A 21123-nucleotide genomic window follows, 5' to 3' on the forward strand; every position below is an offset into this window, starting at 1 on the left:
TAAAGGGGGTCGGCAAGTCCGAATCATAGTGTAATAATCCGTTTTCCGGAGCCAGTCTGATGACCCTTGCCCCCGCCCGCCTCGCGCCGATGGCCAACGCCATTCGCGCGCTTTCCATGGACGCGGTCCAGGCGGCGAACTCTGGCCACCCCGGCATGCCGATGGGCATGGCCGACGTTGCCACCGTTCTCTACGCCAAGCACCTCAAGTTCGATCCGAAGAACCCGCAGTGGGCCGATCGCGACCGCTTCGTGCTGTCGGCGGGTCACGGCTCGATGCTGATGTATTCGCTGCTGTACCTCACCGGGTACGAGAGCCCGACGATCGAGGACATCCGCAACTTCCGCCAGATGGGTAGCCCCTGCGCGGGCCACCCCGAGAACTTCCTGCTCGAAGGCGTGGAATGCACCACCGGTCCGCTGGGCCAGGGTCTGGCGATGGCGGTCGGCATGGCGATGGCCGAGCGTCAGCTCAACGCGACCTTCGGCGATGACCTCGTTGACCACAACACCTGGGTGATCGCCGGCGACGGCTGCCTCATGGAAGGCATCAACCACGAGGCAATCGGCCTTGCCGGTACGCTGGGCCTGGGCAAGCTCAAGGTCCTGTGGGACGACAACGACATCACCATCGACGGCAAGACCGGCCTGTCGACCTCGGAAGACATCCCCGCGCGCTACCGCGCCTCGGGTTGGGACGTCTTCTCGTGCGACGGCCACGACTTCGCCGATATCGAGCGTGCGCTGGCCGAGGCCGCGGCTTCGGACAAGCCTTCGCTGGTCGCCTGCAAGACCGTCATCGGCAAGGGCGCGCCCAACAAGCAGGGTGGATCGGGCGTACACGGCTCGCCGCTCGGCGCGGACGAGATCGCGGCAGCTCGCGAAGTCCTGGGCTGGAGCGCGGAGCCCTTCGTGATCCCCGAGGACATCCTCGCCGACTGGCGTTCGCTCGGTGCCAAGGGCGCCGAGGCGCGCGAGGCCTGGGAAGCGCGCAAGGTCGCCAACCCCGAGGCGGCCGAGTTCAGCCGCCGCATGGCCGGCGAACTGCCCGACACCGAGGACGTCGCCAGGACCTTCGCGGGCTGGCTGGAAGGCGATGCCAACGTCGCTACCCGCAAGGCTTCGGAAAACTGCCTCAACGTGCTCGCCCCGGCGCTGCCCGAGATGATCGGCGGTTCGGCCGACCTTACCGGCTCGAACAACACCAAGGCCAAGTGCCAGGAACCGTTCACGGCCGAGAATTATGCCGGTCGCTATGTCTATTACGGCATCCGCGAATTCGGCATGGCCGCGGCGATGAACGGCATGGCGCTGCACGGCGGTGTGATCCCCTACGGCGGCACGTTCCTGATCTTCTCGGACTACTGCCGCAACGCGATCCGTCTCTCGGCTCTGCAGCAGGTTCGCGCGATCTACGTGCTGACCCATGACAGCATCGGTCTTGGCGAAGACGGTCCGACCCACCAGCCGGTGGAACAGGTCATGTCGCTGCGCCTGATCCCGAACCTCAACGTCTTCCGTCCGGCCGACGTGATCGAGACGGCGGAGTGCTGGAACATTGCGCTGCAGACCCAGGAAACGCCCTCGGTCCTCGCGCTGACCCGCCAGAACCTGCCGCAGCTGCGTAAGTCGGGCGAAATGCTCTCGGCGCGCGGTGCCTACACGCTGCGCGCGGCGGAAGGGGACCGCAAGGTCATCCTCATCGCCAGCGGTTCGGAAGTCGAACTGGCCTGCACCGTGCGCGACGAACTCCAGGCCCAGGGCATTGGCGCGGACGTCGTCTCGATGCCGTGCATGGAACTCTTCGACGCGCAGGAAGAGGCCTACAAGCACGAAGTGCTGCCCCACGATCCCTCGATCCTCAAGGTCTCGATCGAGGCTGGCACGACGATGGGTTGGGAGCGCTACACCGCGACAAGCCGCAATGGCGGCCTCAATATCGGTCTGGACCGTTTCGGCGCGTCGGCCCCGGCCAAGGATCTGTTCGCTCGCTTCGGCTTCTCGGCCGCTTCGATCGTTCCCAAGGTCCTCGAAAAGCTTAGCGTCTAAGGAGGAGATTTGAATATGGCGACCAAGGTTGCGATCAACGGTTTCGGACGTATCGGGCGTCTTGTGGCCCGCGCTATTCTCGAACGTCCCGACTGCGGTCTGGAACTGGTCTCGATCAACGACCTGGCCGACACCAAGTCGAACGCTCTCCTCTTTGGCTTTGACACCACGCACGGGCGCTTCCCGGGCACGGTCGAGGCCGGCGAAGGCAAGATCATCGTCAACGGCAAGGAAATCGCCGTGACCGCCGAGCGCAACCCGGGTGACCTGCCGCACGCCGCGCAGGGCATCGACATCGTGCTCGAGTGCACCGGCATCTTCCAGTCGAAGGAGGCCTCGCAGCCCCACCTCGACGCCGGTGCCAAGCGCGTGCTGATCTCGGCTCCGGCCACGGGCGTCGACAACACCGTCGTCTTCGGTGTGAACCACGATTCGCTGACGGCCGACCACATCGTCGTGTCGAACGCCTCGTGCACCACCAACTGCCTGGCGCCGGTTGCCAAGGTGCTGAACGACACCGTCGGTATCGAGCGTGGCTTCATGACCACGATCCACTCGTACACCAACGACCAGCGCATGCTCGACCAGATGCACAAGGATCTGCGTCGCGCCCGTGCAGGTGCCGCCAACATGATCCCGACCACCACTGGCGCTGCCCGTGCGGTCGGTCTCGTGCTGCCGGAACTGAAGGGCAAGCTCGACGGTTCGTCGGTGCGCGTGCCGACCCCGAACGTCAGCCTCGTCGACCTGTGCTTCGTGCCCCAGAAGGACACGACGGTTGAAGAGATCAACGCGGCACTCAAGGCCGCGGCCGAAGGTCCGATGAAGGGCGTTCTGGCCTTCACCGACCAGCCGCTGGTCTCCTCGGACTTCAACCACTACCCGGCTTCGTCGACGGTCGACAGCCTGGAAACGGCGGTCATGGAAGGCAAGTTCGTGCGCGTCGTGTCGTGGTACGACAACGAGTGGGGCTTCTCGAACCGCATGCTCGACACCGCAGGAGCGATGGCGAAGTTCCTCTGAACGTGATGTCGGCTTTCGGCACGCTCCAGGGCATTGCGCGGCGAACGCGTTCGCGCGCGCCCATGGAGACCGTGCCGCAGGCCGAAGTGACAATCGCCGCGGGAATCCAGGGGGATTCCCGCGGCGTTGCACGTGAGGGCAAGGTTCCGCGCCGCCAGGTGGCGCTGATCGAGGCCGAAAGCTGGCAGGCGGCGATGGCTGACCTGGGGCTCATGCCGGGCATGGAACTGCCCTGGTATGCGCGCCGGGCGAACCTGTGTGTGGCGGGCCTGCGTCTCCCGCGTGAAGCGGGCCGCGTGCTCGCGATCGGGCCGACCTGCCGGATCGAGACAACCCTGGAATGCGATCCATGCAGCCGCATGGACGAGATAGCGCCCGGGCTCATGACCGCGCTGACGCCGGACTGGCGCGGCGGCGTGCTGGGCCGGGTCATACGCGACGGACCCGTCTCCGTCGGTGACGAGGTGAGGATAGTTAGATGAGCGCTTTCAAGACTCTGGATGACCTTGGCGATGTAGCTGGCAAGGTCGCGCTGGTGCGCGTGGACCTGAACCTGCCGATGCAGGACGGCCTTGTGACGGACGCCACCCGCATTCGCGCCGCAGTGCCCACCATCAACGACCTGTGCGCCAAGGGCGTGAAGGTCCTGCTGCTGGCCCACTTCGGCCGCCCCAAGGGCGAGCGCCACTCGCAGATGTCGCTCTCGATGGTCGTGGGCGCGGTCGAGAAGGTGCTGGGCAAGGAAGTGATGTTCGTGCCCGAGATCGCGGGTGACGTCGTCGCGCAGACGGTGGGTATCCTCAAGGGCGGCGATGTCGCCATTCTCGAGAACACCCGTTTCTGGAAGGGCGAGGAAGCGAACGATCCCGAACTGGCCAAGGCGATTGCGGCCAATGCCGATTTCTACGTGAACGACGCCTTCTCGGCCGCGCACCGCGCGCACGCCACGACCGAAGGCCTCGCCCACGTGCTTCCCGCTTACGCGGGGCGCTCGATGCAGGCCGAGCTCGAAGCTCTGGACAAGGCGCTGGGCGCTCCGGTGAAGCCGGTCGCGGCGGTCGTGGGCGGCGCCAAGGTCTCGTCCAAGCTCGACGTGCTCAAGCACCTTGTCACTCAGGTCGATCACCTGATGATCGGTGGTGGCATGGCCAACACCTTCCTTGCCGCGAAGGGCGTGGACGTGGGCAAGTCGCTGTGTGAACACGACCTGCTGGACACCGCCACCGACATCCTCGCCAACGCCGAGGCCAGCGGCTGCACCGTGCACCTGCCGTACGAGGTCGTGGTCTCGAAGGAATTTGCGGCCAACCCGGAATCACTGCGCACCTGCAACGTGCATGAAGTCGCAGGCGATGAGATGATCCTCGATGCCGGGCCGCTGGCCGTCGAGGCGCTGGCCGACGCGCTCAAGACCTGCCGCACGCTCGTCTGGAACGGCCCGCTCGGCGCGTTCGAGATGGAGCCTTTCGATGCCGCGACCGTCTCGCTGGCCCGCACGGCTGCCGCGCTTACCATCGAGGGCACGCTGACTTCGGTTGCGGGCGGTGGTGACACCGTTTCGGCTCTGAACCATGCCGGGGTGGCCGAGGACTTCTCGTACATCTCGACTGCGGGCGGTGCTTTCCTGGAATGGATGGAAGGCAAGGAACTGCCGGGCGTCGCTGCACTCTCGGCCTAAGCAAATCGGGCCGCTGGTAATGCGGCGGCCCACCATCCTGCGCTGCAGCAAAGGCGCGGAGCGAAGTTTGACCGGGTCCACGAGGAGGCGTGGATTGGGCATCCCGCTTCGCCAATCGGGCCATTCACCGTTCGTCAGGCCTATCTCGTCTGGTTCGGGATTATTGTATCCCCAAGATACATCTCGGCACCTTTGCCGCAGTTGCGAATTTCTCAGGCGGGCTCTAGCCTGCCATCCACACGACGCATGACTTGAGGAGGAGTTTTATGCAGGTTTCGGAAATGACGGCCAAAATGGCCGACGGTGACGGTTTTATCGCCGCGCTCGACCAGAGCGGCGGGTCGACCCCCAAGGCGCTCAAGGGTTATGGTATCGAGGACGATGCCTGGGGCTCGGAAGAAGAGATGTTCGGCCTCATCCACGAGATGCGCAGCCGCATCATCTCCTCGCCGGTGCTCACCGGTGAGAAGGTCATCGGCGCGATCCTGTTCGAGCGCACGATGGACGGAACCGTGGGCGGCGTGCCGACCCCGTCCGCGCTGATCGCCAAGGGCATCGTGCCCTTCATCAAGATCGACAAGGGCCTCGAGGACGAAGCCAAGGGCGTGCAGCTGATGAAGCCGATGCCCACGCTCGACGCGCTGCTCGAACGCTCGAAGGCGCTTGGCGTCTTCGGTACGAAGGAGCGTTCGGTGATCCACTCGGCCAATGCCGAAGGTATCGCCGCGGTCGTCAAGCAGCAGTTCGATATCGGCGCGCAGGTCATCTCGCACGGCATGATGCCGATCATCGAGCCTGAGGTGAACATCAAGAGCGAGACGCGCGCCGAGTGCGACGCGATCCTCTGCGCGGAAATCCTCAAGAACCTCGACGCGCTGCCCGAGGGCCAGAAGGTCATGCTCAAGCTCTCGCTGCCGGTCGTGCCGGGCACGTTCGACGCGCTCGTCGATCACCCCAAGGTGCTGCGCGTGGTGGCGCTTTCGGGTGGTTTCTCGCGCGACGAAGCCTGTGTCGAACTGGCCAAGAACAAGGGCATCATCGCCAGCTTCAGCCGAGCACTGCTGTCCGAACTGCGCGCGCAGATGAGCGACGATGAGTTCGACGCCGCGCTCGGCGAGGCGATCAATGCGATCTACAAGGGCTCGACCCAGAAGGTCGCGGCTGCCGCCGCCGCCTGATCACGACTCTGGCGCGCTTGGCGCGCCGTGACCGGATATGCGGGGCGCTTTCCTCTGGGAAGGCGCCCCGTTTCGTTTCGCCTTGCCTCTCCTGTCGTGAGGCGGCTTCCCTTGGCGAGCGGATTTTTCTAAGGGACAGGCCATGACCGACGACACCGATTTCGAACGCGAACCCACGCAGCTCTACCTGATCTCGCCGCTGGAGGTGGGGGGTGACTTCCCCCAGCGCCTGGAGCGTGCGCTCGACGCGGGAGACGTCGCGGCATTCCAGTTTCGCGTGAAGGATATCGACCAGCACGAGGCGGTGCGCCTGGCTGAGCCGTTGCAGGCGATCTGTGCCGCGCGGGGCGTCGCTTTCATCGTCAACGATTCGATCAGCCTCGCCAAGCGCCTCAAGGCCGATGGCGTGCATCTGGGCCAGGATGACGACACCGTCGAGGAAGCGCGTAAGGCGCTGGGCATGGATGCGCAGATCGGTGTGACCTGCCACGACAGCCGTCACCTCGCCATGGAAGCGGGCGATGCGGGCGCGGATTACGTAGCCTTCGGGGCGTATTTCCCGACCACGACGAAGGAAACCAAGCACGTCGCGGGTACGGACCTGCTCGAATGGTGGCAGGCGATCTTCGAGATCCCGTGCGTCGCCATCGGTGGCATCACGCCTGAAAATTGCGTGGATCTGGTCCGCAAGGGCGCGGACTTCATCGCGGTTTCAGGTGCGGTCTGGAACGGCGATGAGGCTGAGGCTGTGGCCGCGTTCACCAAGGCCATCGCCGAGGGCATGACCCCGGCCTGATAGGCTATCCCGGCGCGCATGGCCGATCAGGTCATGTGCGCTGTCCCCTCCAGGATCCGCCGCACCAGTTCAGCTTTTCCGCGCACGCCCAGCTTGGCGTAGATGCGCTTGGAGTAATTGCGCGCCGTCTCGACGGTCAGGCCCATGGCCTGCGCAGCTTCGGCGATGCTGAGCCCCTCCGACAGTTTCAGGGCCAGTTCGGCCTCGCGCGGGGGCAGGGCGTGGAGGGCCGTCAGGCGCGCCTGGGCATCGCGTGACGGCGCGTGGGGGAGGGCGAAGACGGCGAGAAAGCGCGCCGTGTTCGCGGGTGCCTGAGCATCGTCGAGCGCGAGGCGTTGCACCAGCGCTTCGACCTGCGGCGTGTCGCTCAGAAGTACAGGCCGCGGCGGCGCCGTCTGGTCCTGCGCGAGTTCCTCGATGGCGGTGAGCAGGGCGCGTTCGGCCGGACGCGCCAGGCCAAGCAGGCGCTCCCCGATACGCGGGGGCTGGCCGTAACGCGCGCTCCACCAGGCCTGCGTTTGCCCGCTGAGGTCGACGAGGCGTCCTTCGGCATCGAAGGTCATCCAGCCATGTCCCGAGCGCGCCATGCCGGCCGCGTTGATCCGGGCACTGTCACGCGCGGCGTCGAGATCCCGGCCCGAGCGCAGTGCCTCGGCAACATAGGGAGCCAGATTTGAGAGCAGGGCGCTGTCGCTCGCGCTGCACGGACTCGTGCGCGCGAGCACCAGCCAGGCATCGAGACCGGTGTCGGCAAGGATGCGCACGATCCGTTCGTCGGCCAGGCCAAGGTCGCGCAGTTCGCGCCAGCGCTGGGCCTTGAGCACGGGGTCGTGGTCGACCAGTTCGCCCAGCGCATAGACACGTCCGGGCCGCAGGCTGTCGTAGTGCGCGCGGTCGAGGTCGAACAGGGCCGAGCTGCCCGACACGGGACTTCCGGTCGGAAGAGGATCTCCGGCATGAAATTCGGTGATTGGTGCTTTGCCAAGTGCACCCTGGCGCGTGAGAAGGGCAATGTAGCGCGCACCGGTACGCCGCCGCAGGCGTTCCAGGAACGTGGAAAAGCGCGGCGTTTCGCGCATCGCACCCAGCAGCGGGAGCAACAGATCCGTCTCGTCGGAGCTTGTCAGGGCCATACCCTCCCATATGGGGGGTTCGCGCCGCTGTCATCCCTGTAAGTTCAGGCTATTCCCGTCCCCAGGCGCTGTCGCCCGGGGGACGCGTACGGCTCGAAGAGGGAGTTCGATGAAGAAACTGACGCATCTTGAAAGGCTGGAAGCGGAAAGCATCCAGATCATCCGCGAGGTCGCCGCCGAGGCCGACAAGCCGGTCATGCTCTACTCGGTGGGCAAGGACAGCGCGGTGATGCTCCACCTTGCGCGCAAGGCTTTCTACCCCTCGCCGCCGCCGTTCCCGCTGCTCCACGTCGACACGACCTGGAAGTTCAAGGCCATGTACGACCTGCGCGACAAGATGGCCGAGATGTCGGGCATGGAGCTGCTCGTCTACAACAACCCTGAGGCCAAGGAAAAGGGCATCAACCCCTTCGACCATGGCTCGCTTCACACCGACATGTGGAAGACAGAAGGGCTGAAGCAGGCGCTCGACAAGTACGGTTTCGACGCCGCGTTCGGCGGAGCCCGTCGCGACGAGGAAAAGAGCCGCGCGAAGGAGCGTATCTTCTCGTTCCGCACCTCCTCGCACGGCTGGGACCCGAAGAACCAGCGTCCCGAGCTGTGGAACCTTTACAACGCGAAGAAGGCACGCGGCGAATCGATCCGCGTCTTCCCGATCTCGAACTGGACCGAGCTCGACGTGTGGCAGTACATCCGCCTCGAGAACATCCCCATCGTGCCGCTCTACTTCGCCGACAAGCGCCCGACCTTCGAGTGGGAGGGTGGCTTGTTCATGGCCGATGATCCCGAGCGCCTCGAGAAGGTCCTGGGCTACATGCCCGAGATCACCGAGAAGTCGATCCGCTTCCGCACGCTCGGCTGCTTCCCGCTGACCGGCGCGGTCGAGAGCGAAGCCTCGACGCTGACCGAAGTCATCCAGGAGACGCTCCTGACCACCACCAGTGAGCGGCAGGGCCGCGTGATCGACAAGGATGCCGGCGGCGCCGGCATGGAAGTCAAGAAGCAGCAGGGGTACTTCTGATGGCCGATATCGAGACCAAAGAGTCCGCATATGTCGTCGACAAGCTGATCGCCGAAGACATCGACAGCTATCTCGACCAGCACGAACACAAGACCATGCTGCGCTTCATCACCTGCGGCAGCGTGGACGACGGCAAGTCGACCCTGATCGGGCGCCTCCTCTACGATTCGAAGATGATCTTCGAGGACCAGCTCGATGCTCTCGCGAACGACTCCAAGAAGGTCGGCACGCAGGGTCAGGAGATCGACTTCGCGCTCCTCGTCGACGGCCTCGCCGCCGAACGTGAGCAGGGCATCACCATCGACGTCGCCTACCGCTTCTTCAACACCGAGAAGCGCAAGTTCATCGTCGCCGACTGCCCGGGCCACGAGCAGTACACGCGCAACATGGTGACCGGCGCCTCGACCTCGGACCTGGCCGTCATCCTGATCGACGCGCGCAAGGGTGTGCTCGTCCAGACGCGTCGCCACAGCTACATCTGCAAGCTGCTGGGCGTGAAGAACATCGTTCTGGCCGTCAACAAGATGGACCTTGTCGACTACAGCCAGGAGGTTTTCGACAAGATCCTCGCCGACTACCGCGAGTTCGCCGAATCGATCGGCATCGAGAACTTCACGGCGATGCCGATCTCGGGCTACAAGGGTGACAACATCACCACGCTGTCCGAGAACACGCCCTGGTACAAGGCCCCGGAATACGCCGGTGTTCCCCTTATCGAGCACCTCGAGACCGTTGAGGTCCTGACCTCGGACGACGCCGACAAGCCCTTCCGCATGCCGGTGCAGTGGGTAAACCGTCCCAACCTCGACTTCCGTGGCTTCTCGGGTCAGATTGCGACCGGCGTGGTCAAGCCCAAGGACAAGATCCGCGTCCTGCCTTCGGGCAAGACCAGCACCGTCTCCAAGATCGTCACCTTCGATGGCGAGCTGGAAGAGGCAGGGGCCGGTCAGTCGGTGACGATCTGCTTCGAGGACGAGATCGACTGCTCGCGCGGGTCGGTGATTTCGGTCGCCGATGCGCCACCGCAGACCGCCGACCAGTTCGAATCGACCTTCGTGTGGATGGCGGACGAGGCGATGGTTCCGGGCCGTGCCTACTGGATGAAGATCGGTACGCAGATGGTGTCGGCCTCGGTTGCCGAACCCAAGTACGAGATCAACGTCAACACGATGGAAGAGCTGGCGGCCAAGACGCTGGAGCTCAACTCCATTGGCGTGGCCGAGATGACGACCGACAAGCAGATCGTCTTCGAGCCGTACACCGAGAACCGCCAGCTTGGCGGCTTCATCCTGATCGACAAGATGACCAACGCGACGGTCGCGGCGGGCATGATCAACTTCAGCCTGCGCCGTTCGCAGAACGTCCACTGGCAGGCGGTCGACATCAGCCGCAAGCAGCACGCCGACCTCAAGAACCAGAAGCCGGCCGTGCTGTGGTTCACGGGTCTGTCGGGTTCGGGCAAGTCGACGATCGCCAATCTGGTCGAGAAGAAGCTGCACCGGATGAACCGGCACACCTTCCTGCTCGATGGCGACAACGTGCGCCATGGTCTCAACAAGGACCTGGGCTTCACCGAGAGCGACCGCATCGAGAACATCCGCCGCGTGGGCGAAGTCTCCAAGCTGATGACCGATGCGGGCCTGATCGTGATCACCGCGTTCATCTCGCCGTTCCAGGCGGACCGTGAACTGGTGCGCGCGATGCTGCCCGAGGGTGATTTCCTTGAGGTCTTCATCGACACGCCGCTCAAGGTTGCCGAAGCGCGCGACGTGAAGGGCCTCTACAAGAAGGCCCGTGCCGGTGAGCTGAAGAACTTCACGGGCATCGACAGTCCGTATGAAGCTCCGCGCAATCCCGAAATCCGGGTGGACACCACCAAGCTCTCGCCTGAAGAGGCGGCGGATCTGATCGTCGACACGCTGCTGGGAGACGTCTGATGACGATGACCGACGGCGATCTGGCCGCCCATCTTGCCAGCGTCGCAGGCAAGATCCTCATCGAGGTACGCGAATCCGGCATGTTCGAGGGCAAGTCCCTCGGCAAGGCCGGAGACCAGACGGCCAACCAGTTCCTCGTTCACGCGCTGCGCGAGCAGCGCGCCGAGGACGGCCTTCTCTCCGAAGAGGAGAAGGACAACGCCGAGCGCCTCGCCAAGGAGCGCGTGTGGATCGTCGACCCGGTCGACGGCACGCGTGAATATGGCGAAGCGCGCGCCGACTGGGCGGTCCATGTCGGCATGGCGGTGAACGGCGTGCCGACGCTGGGCGCGGTCGCACTTCCGGGGGCCGACATGGTGCTGCGTTCGGATCAGCCGGGTGAGATCCCGGCTGCGCCCGAGAAGCTGCGCATGGTGGTGAGCCGTACGCGTCCCGCCAAGGAAGCGACCGGCGTATGCGAGGCCATCGGCGGCGAGCTCGTCCCGATGGGCTCGGCCGGCGCCAAGGCCATGGCGATCCTGCGCGGCGAGGCGGACATCTACCTGCACTCGGGCGGGCAGTACGAGTGGGACAGCTGCGCGCCCGCAGCGGTCGCACTGGGTTGGGGCCTTCATGCCTCACGCATCGATGGCAGTCCGCTCGTCTACAACCAGGAAGACGTATATATGCCCGACCTGCTGATCTGCCGGAAGGAGCATGCCGATATGGTGCTGGAGAAGGTCAAGGCCTTCCTCTGACACCCATGTCTATGAAAACGCGAAAGGCCCGTCCCGGGAAGCCGGGGCGGGCCTTTCGCGTATGGGGTGGAGAGCGGAGGTGCCCGGACGGGCTCAGCCTTCGCTGGCGTTGGCGTGGATGCGGTCCATGAACGCGCACATCTGTTCGAGTTCGCCGTCGCTGAAGCCTTTGAAGAGCTGAGCCTCGTTCTCGGTTGCGGCTTGGCCCAAAGCGCCGAGTACCGGGGCGGCAGCCTCGGTTACATAGACAACGCGCGCGCGCCGATCGTCCTCCTTGGTGCGGCGCTCCAGCAGGCCTTCCTGGCACAGCTTGTCGATCAGCCGTCCGGCCGAGGCCTCGGACATGTCGAGATATTCGGCGATACAGCGCTGGGTCGAGCCGGGGTAGCGTGCGACAATTGCGATCATCGTCCATTGCGAGCGGGTCGCCTGGAGCGAGGCGGCCTTCCGGTCGAAGGTGTTGCGCAGCAACCGGGCGAGGACGGAAAGGCGGATGCCGACCTGCCGCTGCAGCGTATCTGTCTCGGTGAACAGCGATTTCATGGTCTTGCCGGTGCTGGCATCCGGCGCATTGGTGCTCACGTCTTGTTCCTCGTAGTCGCGCATCGCCCGCGCAGGTGCGCCCTTGTTGTGCCCCGTGGGACAAGGCGGCACGCACGGTGCGTCGCTGCCCATCGCGTGTCGCGCACGCGGGGTCAAGTGGACGCGCGCTGCGCCGATTGCATGGGCGGGTGCCTAGTTCGTCGCCTCGTCAGGGCGCGGCTGGCTCACCCACTCGCCGCCGAGCACGCGGTAAAGCGTGATGCGATTGACCGCGCGGGCAAGTCGCATGCCCACTTCGGCCTGTCGCGCGGCATAGAGGCTGCGCTGGGCATCGAGGTTCTCGAGCGAACTGGCCATACCCTGCCGGTAGGTCGCCTCGACGAGGCGCGCGTTGTCGGCAGAGACTTCGGTGAAGTTGGTGGCCGCATTCAGACGCTCGGCGATGGTGCCCTGGTCGGCGAGCGCGTCGGCGGTCTCGCGAAAGGCGGTCTGGATCGCACCTTCGTAGGCTGCGAGCGCAGCATCGCGCTGGGCCTTGGCGACGCCGACATTGGCGCTGCGGCCGCCCGCGTTGAAGATCGACCATTCACCGCTGCCGCCATAGCTGGTGGAGCGCGAGGCCTCGTCGAAGAGCCCGGAGAGCGACTGCGCGGCAAAGCCGGTCAGAGCCGAGAGCGAGATGGTGGGGAAGAGCTGTGCGCGCGCCACTCCGATGTTGGCGTTGGCCGCACGCAGGGAATACTCGGCCTCCAGCACATCGGGACGGCTGAGCAGGATGGTCGTATCGGCACTGGCCGGGACTTCGGCAAGAGCGGCGTTGACGCGCGTGATGCTGCCGGGAAGCGCACTTTCGTCGAAGTCCGCGCCGACGAGCAGGCGAAGGGCGTTGACGTCCTGGGCAAGCGCGGTCTTCTGGGCGGCAAGGTCGCTGCGCGCGGTTTCGAGCACCTGCTGGGCCTGACGCAGTTCGCTGCGCGCCGCGATCCCGCCTTCGAGGCGTGCCCGGGTCAGGCGCACGCTTTCGCCTGCAATGCGCGCGGTGTCTTCGGCGATGCGCAGCAGTTCACGGTCCGCGGCGTAAGTGGCCCAGCCTTGCGCGATGTCGGCAATAAGGCCCAGCTGTACGGTGCGCGCGGCCGCTTCGGTCGAAAGCGCGGTGTTGACCTGCGCGGCGGTGGCATTCTTGAGCCGCCCGAACAGGTCGAGCTCGAAGTTCGAGACGCCGGCGCGAAGGGCGTAGGACCAGCCGTTGAGGCCAAAGCCGCCCCCCGTTTCCTGGTGGGTGGCGGATGCGGTGGTGGCAAGGGCCGGGAACTGGTTGGCCCGGGTTACTTTCACCTGTGCGCGGGCGGCCGCGATATTGGCCGCCGCGACCCGGAGGTTGCGGTTGTTCTCCAGTGCTTGTGCGATCAGCCCCTGCAGCGCGGGGTCCGCGAAGACCTCGGCATAGGTGAGCGGGCGCGGCTCGGCGCTCACCGTGTCGCGGTAGGCTTCACCGTCAGGCCAGGACTGGGGCACCGGGCTGTCTGGCTGGACGTACTTGGGCGCCATCGAACAGGCGCCCAGCAGCGCAGCGGCAAGGAGGGCGCTGGTGCGCTTCAGGCGCGCGCGGGTGATGCGCATGGACGGCCTCATGCCGCGTCTCCTGCGTTGGAGGACTTCTTCTCGCGGCGCGTTTCGAGGCGGGCGCGGACCGCGGCCAGGCCGTCGCGCACGCTGCGGCGCACGATCACGAAGAACAGCGGAATGAAGAAGATGGCAAGAATCGTGGCGGTCAGCATGCCGCCCACCACCGAGGTGCCGATGGCGATGCGGCTGTTGGCGCCAGCGCCCGAGGCGGTCGCGAGCGGGATCACGCCGAAGATGAAGGCGAAGCTCGTCATCAGGATCGGGCGCAGGCGGATGCGCGCAGCCTCGACCGCGGCCTCGATCACGCGCATGCCCTGACGCTCGGCCTGTTCGGCAAATTCGATCATCAGGATGGCGTTCTTCGCGGCTAGGCCCATCGTTGTGAGCAGGCCGATCTGCAGGTAAACGTCGTTCTCCAGCCCGCGCAGCGTAACCGCAAGGATCGCTCCGAGGAGGCCCAGCGGAATGATCAGGATCACCGCAATCGGGATCGACCAGCTTTCATAGAGCGCGGCAAGGCACAGGAACACGACCAGCAGCGAGAGCGCATAGAGCAGCGGCGCCTGCCCCGAGGAGAGGCGCTCCTGATAGGACGAGCCCGCCCAGGCGACCGAAATGCCCTGGAACTGGTGCGAGAGCTCTTCCATCACGTCCATCGCCGTACCCGAGCTGACCCCATCGGCGGGCGTGCCCGAGAATTCGTAGGCCATCAGGCCGTTGAAGCGCGAGGTGGAACTGGGTGCGGTTGACCAGCTGGTTTTCGCAAAGGCGGAGAAGGGCACCATCTGGTTGTCCGAACCGCGCACGAACCACTTGTAGAGGTCTTCCGGGCGCGAGCGCGAATCCGGTTCGCCCTGCACGTAGACGCGCTTCACGCGGCCCTTGTCGATGAAGTCGTTGACGTAAGTGCCACCCCAGGCGGTCTGCAACGTCGAATTCACGTTGGCGGGCGTCAGGCCATAGGCGGTGAGGGCGGCGATGTTGTTGTCGACCTTGAGCGTGGACACCTCGGGAAGGTCGGAGAGGCGCACGCTGGAGAGGCGCTCGTCGGCCTGTGCGGCGGCGAGCAGCTGGTCGCGCACCTCCTGGAATTTCTCACGCGTCAGGCCCGACTGGTTCTGCAGCTCCATGGTGAAGCCAGAGGACTGTCCAAGACCGCGGATCGCGCCGGGCACGAGGACGAAGACCTGCGCGTTGCGCAGCTTGGCGAAGGCCTGGTTGGCGCGTGCGACAATGGCGGTCGCGGCCTGATCGGGGCGCGTGCGCTCGGACCAGTCGCGCAGGCGGATGAAGCTGGAGCCGGCATTCTGACCCGATCCGCCCGGACCGCCGCCCGAGATGGCGAACAGACCGGTGATGTTTTCGGCTTCTTCCTTGAGGAAGTACTGCTCGACGATGTGCTGGATCTCTTCGGTTTCCGAGCGCGGTGTGCCGGAGGGCAAGCGCCACTGCACCATGATGTCCCCCTGGTCCTCATTGGGGAGGAACCCGGTGGGCAGGCGCTGGAACAGGAAGAAGGTGCCCGCACAGATAAAGGCGAAAAGTGCAAGCCAGCGCCACTTGTGGGCGACCACGGTCTCGACCTGGCGCGCGTAGGCATCGCTCATCCTGTCAAACGAGCGGTTGAACCAGGTGTGGAACTTCTCCCAGGCGCGTGCGAGCCAGGGCAAATGACGTTCGGTCCAGGTCTTCTTGCGATCAGGGGCCCGGTTCTTGCCCTTGAGAAGCTGCGCGCACAGCGCCGGGCTGAGTACGAGGGCCACGAGCACCGAGAGGACCATGGCTGCAACGATGGTGAGCGAGAACTGGCGGTAGATGACGCCGGTGGAGCCCCCGAAAAAGGCCATCGGCATGAACACGGCCGAGAGCACAAGGCCGATCGCGATCAGCGCGACCTGGATTTCCTTCATGGACTCCAGCGTCGCGTCGCGCGCGCTCATGCCCGGATTTTCCTCGAGCAGGCGTTCGACGTTCTCGACCACGACGATGGCGTCATCGACGAGGAGGCCGATGGCCAGGACGAGGCCGAACAGCGTCAATGTGTTGAGCGAGAAGCCCATGAGGTAGAAGATTGCAAAAGTGCCCAGCAGCACGACCGGAACCGCGATGGCCGGGATCAGCGTCGCGCGCCAGCTTTGCAGGAACACGAACATGACGATGACGACGAGGATGATCGCCTCGAACAGGGCCTTTTCGACTTCGTCGACCGAAAGCTGGATGAACTTGGTGCTGTCGCGGCCGTACTCGAACTTGATGCCCTCGGGCATGTTTAGCGCGAGTTCCTCGACCTTGGCCTTGACCCGCTGCGCCGTGGCCAGCGCGTCGGCGCCCGGCGAGAGCGAGACGGACAGGCCCGCGCCGGGGAAACCGTTGTAGTTGGTGACGACGGAATAGCTTTCCGCGCCCATTTCGACACGGCCAAGATCGCCCACCGTGACGGTCGAACCGTCGGGGTTGCTCTTCACCACGATGGCCCGGAACTGTTCGGCGGTCTGCAAGCGCGAGCCCGCCGTGACCGTGGCGGTCAGCGCCTGATCGTCCGGTGCGGGCAGATCGCCCACGCTGCCTGCGGCGACTTCGGTGTTCTGGGCCTGGATCGCCGAGACGACGTCGGCCGGGATCAGCGAGACAGCCGAGAGCTTGCGCGGATCGAGCCAGATGCGCATCGCGTGCGGTGCGCCAAAGACGTTGACCTCACCCACGCCCTCGACGCGCGAAAGCGGGTCCTGGATGTTGGACGTGAGGTAGTCGGAGACGTCCTGGTTGGAACGGTTACCGGTCGAATCGTAGACCGAGACGACCATCAGCTGGTCCGGGTTCGACTTGGTGACGCGCACGCCCTGCGCCTGCACGGCCTGGGGCAGGCGCGAGAGCGCCGACTGGACTTTGTTCTGGACCTGGACCTGCGCGATGTCGGGATCGGTGCCCTTGGCGAAGATTGCGCTGATCGAGGCGCGGCCTCGGTTGCTCGACTGCGAGCTGAAATAGAGAAGGCCGTCGATGCCGGTCAGGTTCTGCTCGATGACCTGGGTGACGCTGTTCTCGATTGTTTCGGCCGAGGCGCCGGTATAGGTCGCGCTGATGTTGACCTGGGTCGGCGCGATGTCGGGATACTGCTCGTTGGGCAGGAACATGAGCGCGCCAAGCCCGGCGAGCATGACCACGATGGCAAGCACCCATGCGAAGATGGGGCGGTCGATGAAGATCCGTGACATGGGGGCTTAGCGACCCTGCCCGGCTGGCTTGGGGCGTTCCACCGGCTGCGGCTCCGAAGCCGCCACGGCCTTGACCGGCATGCCCTGCCTGAGGCCGTTGAGGCCCTGCACGATGATCCTGTCGCCCTTCTTCAAGCCCTTGGTGACGACGAAGAATTCCTTGTAGGTGCGCCCGGCATCGAGGTTGCGGCGCACCGCCTTACCGTCCGGCCCTGCCAGCATGACGTACCCGGTCCCGTCGAAATCGCGCTGCACGGCGCCCTGGGGGACGAGGAAGGCGCCCGGGTTGCGGGCCTGGTCGAAGATCGCGGTTGCGAACATGCCGGGCAGCAGCAGCCCTTCGGGATTGGGGAACTGCGCGCGCAAGGTGACCGTGCCGGTGTCCTGGTTGACGGTCACTTCGGAGAACTGGACCTGGCCGGGCAATCCGTAGTCGGTGCCGTCGTCGAGCTGGAGGCGCACTTCGGTGCTGCCGGGCTGCGCGCCGCCCTGGCTCAGCTGACGGCGCAGCGCGACAAGCTCGGAGGCCGATTGCTGCATGTCGACGTACATCGGATCGGTGCGCTGGATCACCGCCATCGGCTCGGTCTGATTGTCGCTGACGAGCGCGCCGACAGTGACCAGGTTGCGCCCGATGGTGCCCGAGATCGGGGCAGGGACGGTGGAGAAGCGCAAGTTGACGCGCGCGGTCTCCAGCGCGGCGCTGGCCTGCGCGATGGCAGCCTGGGCGACGCCTGCATCGGCCTTGGCGTCGGTGTAGTCCTGCCGGGCGACAGCTTCCATCTCGGCGAGCGGCTTGAGACGCGCCGCGCGAGCCTTGGCGGATTCAGCCGTGGCCTTCGCGCTGGCGAGGTTGGCTTCCGCTTCATGGACGGCCGCGCGGTAGAGGCTGGGGTCGATCTGGTAGAGAGGTTGTCCGGCCCGGACGGTGGAGCCTTGCGTGAAGTAGATCTTCTTGATCACGCCCGTTACCTGCGGGCGCACTTCGGAGGTTTCGTAGGCGACCGTGCGTGCGTTCAGCGAAACCGGCATCGGCACCGTGCTGGGCTTGGCCTCGATGATCCCCACTTCGACTTCGCGCCCGCCCATTCCGGGGCCTGCCTCCTGCTGCGAACAGCCGGAAACCGCGACACTTGCGAGCATGAGGGCCGCAAGAGCCGGTTTGCAATGGTGGAAGGCATGCGAAAATGGGGAGTAGTACAAGCCGGTAACCTCAGTCGCGGGGAATGCGCCGTATCGAAAGAATTGTAGCGCAGTGCAAGCACTTGTGGACGCTGTGCGACAATTTGTGACGACTGAATTCGGCGTCCGAACAGAATATTCCCGCGTATCAGCCGTTTGCGGCGAGATGTCTGCTCTGGCGCGAGGAGAACTTGCGACAATTCGCGTCTGCCGAGGACCCGGGACGGTGTCGAAGTGCCCTGTATTCGCGCGCGTTCGGGAGGGGGAGGCGAGCCTGGTGCCTGCGTTTTTGCGCGCCCGTGCCGAAACAGCGGAGGTTTGGAGGAGGAGCCGCCTCGGGCACGGGCACGCGCGCCGCGTGTCCCGGGAAAGGGCGCGCGACGGATCGCAGTCTCGAAGGATCGAGGTTGCAAGCCAAGTGAATAACTCTTCACATCGGCGAGTTGTTCCAGCTTGCAAAGGTGCCGGTCGCCACGACGCGCGCCGAAAAGATACGATCTGAAATTTTAAATGAGGCGCTGATCTACCTGGCTTTTTCAGGCTTTCAGCGTTGCACCAGCTTCATGGGGAAGTGGTGCCCGAGGGCGGATTCGAACCACCGACACTGCGATTTTCAGTCGCATGCTCTACCAACTGAGCTACTCGGGCATCTTCATGATCGGGGTTTTCGTTCACCGCCGATCAGCTGGTTGCGGGCCTATGAAGAAGGGATTGATTCGTTGCAAGCCCTAAATTGGCAAGTTTTTTCAATCTTCCTCCTGATCCCCGGAAAACGGGGCCAAATCGCTCGAAGAAAGATCGGGAGGCCCCGGCAGGGCATAGCCGCCATCAAGCCACTGCAGCAGGTCGCGGTCCCGGCAGCGCTTTGAACAAAAGGGAGAATGTTCCTCGGACCGGGCCTTGCGGCAGATCGGGCAGGTGCGTTTGGGAGTCGTCATGATGCGACGGCCTGCGCGAAACCACCGCCAAGGGCAAGGCCATCGTCCACGCTCCAGCGCAGCGAGCGCCCGGTGCGGCGGGCAAGTTCCTCTTCCCATTCGGGGCGCACCGCGGCGCGCACGGCGCTCGAGGCACCAAGGAGGAGGATTCCCGGCTCGCTCACGGCTTCGGCCCGGCGCAGCAGCAGGCGTGCCCCGGCGGCGGCAGGATCGTTGTGCACGCGGTGCAACAGGGAAGGGCCCTCGCAGCGGGCGACGAACTGGACGAAGCCAAAGCCATTCATGGCCGTGGACTGGTGAGGCCAGTGGTCGAGCGCTGCGGCCAGGGCCGTATCGACGGCGCGGCGCTCGTCCTTGCGCTCGAGCGAGGGAAAATCGATGCCGATCGCCCCGTTGAGATCGAATTGACCGATGCACGCGGCAATTGCGGGGACGGCGGCCATGGCCAGGGTGGCTGGGGGGAGGGCACCGTCGATGTCGATCAGTGTCATCGCTGGGGTCGGGCTGACAAGGAGCGTGCCGCCGGGAAAGGGGATCTGTCCGTCGAGAGCCTGAAGTACAAGCTCGGGCCAGGGATCGTCCGGGAAGCGGCGCACCTGCTCGATGGGAAAGCCATCGCGTTCCAGTTCCTCGCGCGGCGTGGGCGGCGGGCAGAGCGCCTTGTCGGTCGGGCGTACCTGCATGCGCTTGACGCGGCGGCCCTCGCGGATGGCGCTGCGTGTCACGACAACACGCAAGGGTGCCCCCTCGCTGGCGCTCTTCTCAAGTCCGTCGATCAGGGCTTCCTCGCCCGAGGGCAGGCGCACCGTGCCGCGCCGTGAACCGGATTGGCGCGCGACGAGCCTGGCCTCGATGATGGCGCCCGCGCGCGTCTCACCGGGGAGGAACAGGCGTGCGGCCAGTATCTCGCCATCCTCGACGAGGACGGCGCGGGTCTCGCCGATGCCGTCCTCGATCAGCCAGCGCGGCATCGAAATGTCAGGTGAGGGCGAAGCCAGCGGCCTTCAACAGGGCGCGGGCTTCGAACAGGGGTAGGCCGACCACGGCCGAATGGCTGCCCTGAATCCAGGCGATCAGGCCCTCGGCACGGCCCTGGATGGCGTAGCCACCAGCCTTGCCGTCCCAGTCGCCACTGGCGATGTAGCCGTCGATTTCCTCGGTGGTCAGGGGCTTGAATCGGACCACGGTTTCGCTCAGGCGCTCGTGCAGCGTGCCATCGGGATGGCGCAAGGCTAGCGCGCTGAGGACGCGGTGGCGTCGGCCCGACAGCAGCTTGAGGCAAGCGCGAGCCGTCGCCTCGTCCTCGGCCTTGGGGAGGATGCGCCGGCCGCAGGAAACCACGGTGTCGCCCGCGAGGATGTGGGCGTCGCTGCCCGGAATCGCCAGCGCCTTCTCACGCGCCATGCGGCGGGCGTAGACACGCGGAAGCTCGGCCTTTGCGGGCGTCTCGTCGATGTCGGCGGCGCAGATCGCGTCGGGTGTCACCCCGAGCCGCGCGAGCAATTCGCGGCGGCGCGGGCTGGCAGAGGCCAGGACCAGGCGCGGCGCAGGCGCCGCGTCAGCAGTTACGGTCATGGCAGATCAACTGGGTGATCAGGACGAGTAGCCGCCGGGGCCGCCGCGTCCGGGCATGAAGCGGTAGGTGATACGGCCTTTGGTCAGGTCGTAGGGGGTCAGTTCGACCAGCACCTCGTCGCCCACCAGCACGCGGATGCGGTTCTTGCGCATCTTGCCTGCCGTGTGGCCGAGGATCTCATGGCCGTTTTCCAGTTCGACGCGGAACATGGCGTTGGGCAGCAGCTCAACGATGCGGCCGCGCATTTCGAGAAGTTCTTCTTTCGCCATTGGCGATCAATATCCAATCGTTTTGTAGGGTGTTTGCGGCGCGACATAGCCATCAACCGGCCAAAATGGAAGCCTTCACGCAACAAGAAGGCCAATCGGGACTTATTGGCCTGTCGCAGGACCCACAATTTGCGACAAAGTGATACCGCGCGAAGGCTTGTCGAAGCACATCCGAAACGGCAGCAGGACGTCACAGGGAGAGGCCGAATTTCTTTACGGA

The 21123-nt window shown here is 65.3% G+C and carries 18 protein-coding genes and 1 tRNA gene; 9 read left to right on the plus strand and 10 right to left on the minus strand.

Annotated features, from left to right (window positions below):
* Positions 1-59: 59 nt before the first annotated feature.
* The 6 genes from tkt to thiE all read left to right on the plus strand — a co-directional run bounded on the left by tkt (position 60) and on the right by thiE (position 6723).
* On the plus strand, positions 60-2048 hold the full coding sequence (gene tkt / locus MTR65_RS04880; RefSeq protein WP_243797681.1) for a transketolase: 1989 nt from the start codon (positions 60-62) through the stop codon (positions 2046-2048).
* A gap of 15 nt (positions 2049-2063) precedes the next feature.
* Complete coding sequence (gene gap, locus MTR65_RS04885; protein WP_226636982.1) at positions 2064-3071, plus strand: type I glyceraldehyde-3-phosphate dehydrogenase; 1008 nt, start codon at positions 2064-2066, stop codon at positions 3069-3071.
* Positions 3072-3076: 5 nt separating this feature from the next.
* The gene (locus MTR65_RS04890; protein WP_243797814.1) at positions 3077-3553 is read left to right on the plus strand and encodes an MOSC domain-containing protein; all 477 of its coding nucleotides are present in this window, start codon (positions 3077-3079) and stop codon (positions 3551-3553) included.
* Positions 3550-4749, plus strand: a complete 1200-nt coding sequence (locus MTR65_RS04895; RefSeq protein WP_243797683.1) for a phosphoglycerate kinase — start codon at positions 3550-3552, stop codon at positions 4747-4749. The genes MTR65_RS04890 and MTR65_RS04895 overlap by 4 nt, the downstream gene beginning before the upstream one ends.
* A gap of 266 nt (positions 4750-5015) precedes the next feature.
* Positions 5016-5927, plus strand: coding sequence for a fructose bisphosphate aldolase (locus tag MTR65_RS04900; RefSeq protein WP_243797686.1), 912 nt, complete (start codon positions 5016-5018; stop codon positions 5925-5927).
* Positions 5928-6069: 142 nt separating this feature from the next.
* Positions 6070-6723, plus strand: coding sequence for a thiamine phosphate synthase (thiE, locus tag MTR65_RS04905; RefSeq protein ID WP_243797688.1), 654 nt, complete (start codon positions 6070-6072; stop codon positions 6721-6723).
* A 26-nt stretch (positions 6724-6749) separates the two neighbouring features.
* Here thiE and MTR65_RS04910 read toward each other — a convergent pair whose 3' ends face one another.
* Positions 6750-7856, minus strand: a complete 1107-nt coding sequence (locus tag MTR65_RS04910; protein ID WP_243797690.1) for a helix-turn-helix transcriptional regulator — start codon at positions 7854-7856, stop codon at positions 6750-6752.
* A gap of 10 nt (positions 7857-7866) precedes the next feature.
* Between MTR65_RS04910 and cysD the strand changes: the two genes are divergently transcribed.
* Genes cysD through MTR65_RS04925 form a run of 3 tightly spaced genes read left to right on the plus strand, consistent with a single transcriptional unit; the run spans position 7867 to position 11551 of the window.
* Complete coding sequence (gene cysD / locus MTR65_RS04915) at positions 7867-8877, plus strand: sulfate adenylyltransferase subunit CysD (protein ID WP_268739257.1); 1011 nt, start codon at positions 7867-7869, stop codon at positions 8875-8877.
* On the plus strand, positions 8877-10814 hold the full coding sequence (cysN, locus tag MTR65_RS04920) for a sulfate adenylyltransferase subunit CysN (protein WP_243797698.1): 1938 nt from the start codon (positions 8877-8879) through the stop codon (positions 10812-10814). Before cysD ends, cysN begins: the two co-directional genes overlap by 1 nt.
* Positions 10815-10819: 5 nt before the next feature.
* Positions 10820-11551 (plus strand): 3'(2'),5'-bisphosphate nucleotidase CysQ, encoded by a 732-nt coding sequence (locus MTR65_RS04925; protein WP_419145031.1) that lies wholly within the window; start codon positions 10820-10822, stop codon positions 11549-11551.
* 93 nt (positions 11552-11644) lie between these two features.
* Here the strand turns inward: MTR65_RS04925 and MTR65_RS04930 are convergent, their stop codons facing one another.
* The 9 genes from MTR65_RS04930 to infA all read right to left on the minus strand — a co-directional run bounded on the left by MTR65_RS04930 (position 11645) and on the right by infA (position 20903).
* Complete coding sequence (locus MTR65_RS04930) at positions 11645-12157, minus strand: MarR family winged helix-turn-helix transcriptional regulator (protein ID WP_243797702.1); 513 nt, start codon at positions 12155-12157, stop codon at positions 11645-11647.
* Positions 12158-12286: 129 nt separating this feature from the next.
* Positions 12287-13729: an efflux transporter outer membrane subunit gene (locus MTR65_RS04935; protein WP_243797705.1), complete on the minus strand. Its 1443-nt coding sequence runs from the start codon at positions 13727-13729 to the stop codon at positions 12287-12289.
* A complete protein-coding gene (locus MTR65_RS04940; RefSeq protein WP_243797708.1) occupies positions 13726-16938 on the minus strand; it encodes an efflux RND transporter permease subunit in 3213 nt (1070 codons plus the stop codon). The genes MTR65_RS04935 and MTR65_RS04940 overlap by 4 nt, the downstream gene beginning before the upstream one ends.
* 6 nt (positions 16939-16944) lie before the next feature.
* Entirely contained in the window at positions 16945-18027 is a 1083-nt protein-coding gene (locus tag MTR65_RS04945) for an efflux RND transporter periplasmic adaptor subunit (protein ID WP_243797710.1), read from the minus strand.
* A 665-nt stretch (positions 18028-18692) separates the two neighbouring features.
* Positions 18693-18768: transfer RNA gene (locus MTR65_RS04950), tRNA-Phe, on the minus strand.
* A 98-nt stretch (positions 18769-18866) separates the two neighbouring features.
* A complete protein-coding gene (gene yacG, locus MTR65_RS04955) occupies positions 18867-19058 on the minus strand; it encodes a DNA gyrase inhibitor YacG (RefSeq protein WP_243797713.1) in 192 nt (63 codons plus the stop codon).
* Complete coding sequence (locus tag MTR65_RS04960) at positions 19055-20029, minus strand: ribonuclease (RefSeq protein ID WP_243797715.1); 975 nt, start codon at positions 20027-20029, stop codon at positions 19055-19057. The genes yacG and MTR65_RS04960 overlap by 4 nt, the downstream gene beginning before the upstream one ends.
* A gap of 7 nt (positions 20030-20036) precedes the next feature.
* Entirely contained in the window at positions 20037-20633 is a 597-nt protein-coding gene (locus MTR65_RS04965; protein ID WP_243797717.1) for a Maf family protein, read from the minus strand.
* Positions 20634-20651: 18 nt separating this feature from the next.
* Positions 20652-20903: a translation initiation factor IF-1 gene (infA, locus tag MTR65_RS04970; RefSeq protein WP_039392992.1), complete on the minus strand. Its 252-nt coding sequence runs from the start codon at positions 20901-20903 to the stop codon at positions 20652-20654.
* Between the last annotated feature and the right edge of the window lie 220 nt (positions 20904-21123).

Origin of the sequence: Novosphingobium mangrovi (assembly GCF_022818885.1) — a bacterium.
GTDB lineage: Bacteria > Pseudomonadota > Alphaproteobacteria > Sphingomonadales > Sphingomonadaceae > Novosphingobium > Novosphingobium mangrovi.

What these genes read in the sequence shown, in the direction of transcription:
- MTR65_RS04910 (WP_243797690.1), bottom strand. Translation starts at nt 7,856, where the DNA reads ATGGCCCTGACAAGCTCCGACGAGACGGATCTGTTGCTCCCGCTGCTG.
- MTR65_RS04900 (WP_243797686.1), top strand. Translation starts at nt 5,016, where the DNA reads ATGCAGGTTTCGGAAATGACGGCCAAAATGGCCGACGGTGACGGTTTT.
- cysN (WP_243797698.1), top strand. Translation starts at nt 8,877, where the DNA reads ATGGCCGATATCGAGACCAAAGAGTCCGCATATGTCGTCGACAAGCTG.
- yacG (WP_243797713.1), bottom strand. Translation starts at nt 19,058, where the DNA reads ATGACGACTCCCAAACGCACCTGCCCGATCTGCCGCAAGGCCCGGTCC.
- thiE (WP_243797688.1), top strand. Translation starts at nt 6,070, where the DNA reads ATGACCGACGACACCGATTTCGAACGCGAACCCACGCAGCTCTACCTG.
- gap (WP_226636982.1), top strand. Translation starts at nt 2,064, where the DNA reads ATGGCGACCAAGGTTGCGATCAACGGTTTCGGACGTATCGGGCGTCTT.
- cysD (WP_268739257.1), top strand. Translation starts at nt 7,867, where the DNA reads ATGGGGGGTTCGCGCCGCTGTCATCCCTGTAAGTTCAGGCTATTCCCG.
- MTR65_RS04935 (WP_243797705.1), bottom strand. Translation starts at nt 13,729, where the DNA reads ATGAGGCCGTCCATGCGCATCACCCGCGCGCGCCTGAAGCGCACCAGC.
- MTR65_RS04925 (WP_419145031.1), top strand. Translation starts at nt 10,820, where the DNA reads ATGACCGACGGCGATCTGGCCGCCCATCTTGCCAGCGTCGCAGGCAAG.
- MTR65_RS04960 (WP_243797715.1), bottom strand. Translation starts at nt 20,029, where the DNA reads ATGCCGCGCTGGCTGATCGAGGACGGCATCGGCGAGACCCGCGCCGTC.
- infA (WP_039392992.1), bottom strand. Translation starts at nt 20,903, where the DNA reads ATGGCGAAAGAAGAACTTCTCGAAATGCGCGGCCGCATCGTTGAGCTG.
- MTR65_RS04945 (WP_243797710.1), bottom strand. Translation starts at nt 18,027, where the DNA reads ATGGGCGGGCGCGAAGTCGAAGTGGGGATCATCGAGGCCAAGCCCAGC.
- MTR65_RS04895 (WP_243797683.1), top strand. Translation starts at nt 3,550, where the DNA reads ATGAGCGCTTTCAAGACTCTGGATGACCTTGGCGATGTAGCTGGCAAG.
- MTR65_RS04930 (WP_243797702.1), bottom strand. Translation starts at nt 12,157, where the DNA reads ATGCGCGACTACGAGGAACAAGACGTGAGCACCAATGCGCCGGATGCC.
- MTR65_RS04940 (WP_243797708.1), bottom strand. Translation starts at nt 16,938, where the DNA reads ATGTCACGGATCTTCATCGACCGCCCCATCTTCGCATGGGTGCTTGCC.
- tkt (WP_243797681.1), top strand. Translation starts at nt 60, where the DNA reads ATGACCCTTGCCCCCGCCCGCCTCGCGCCGATGGCCAACGCCATTCGC.
- MTR65_RS04890 (WP_243797814.1), top strand. Translation starts at nt 3,077, where the DNA reads ATGTCGGCTTTCGGCACGCTCCAGGGCATTGCGCGGCGAACGCGTTCG.
- MTR65_RS04965 (WP_243797717.1), bottom strand. Translation starts at nt 20,633, where the DNA reads ATGACCGTAACTGCTGACGCGGCGCCTGCGCCGCGCCTGGTCCTGGCC.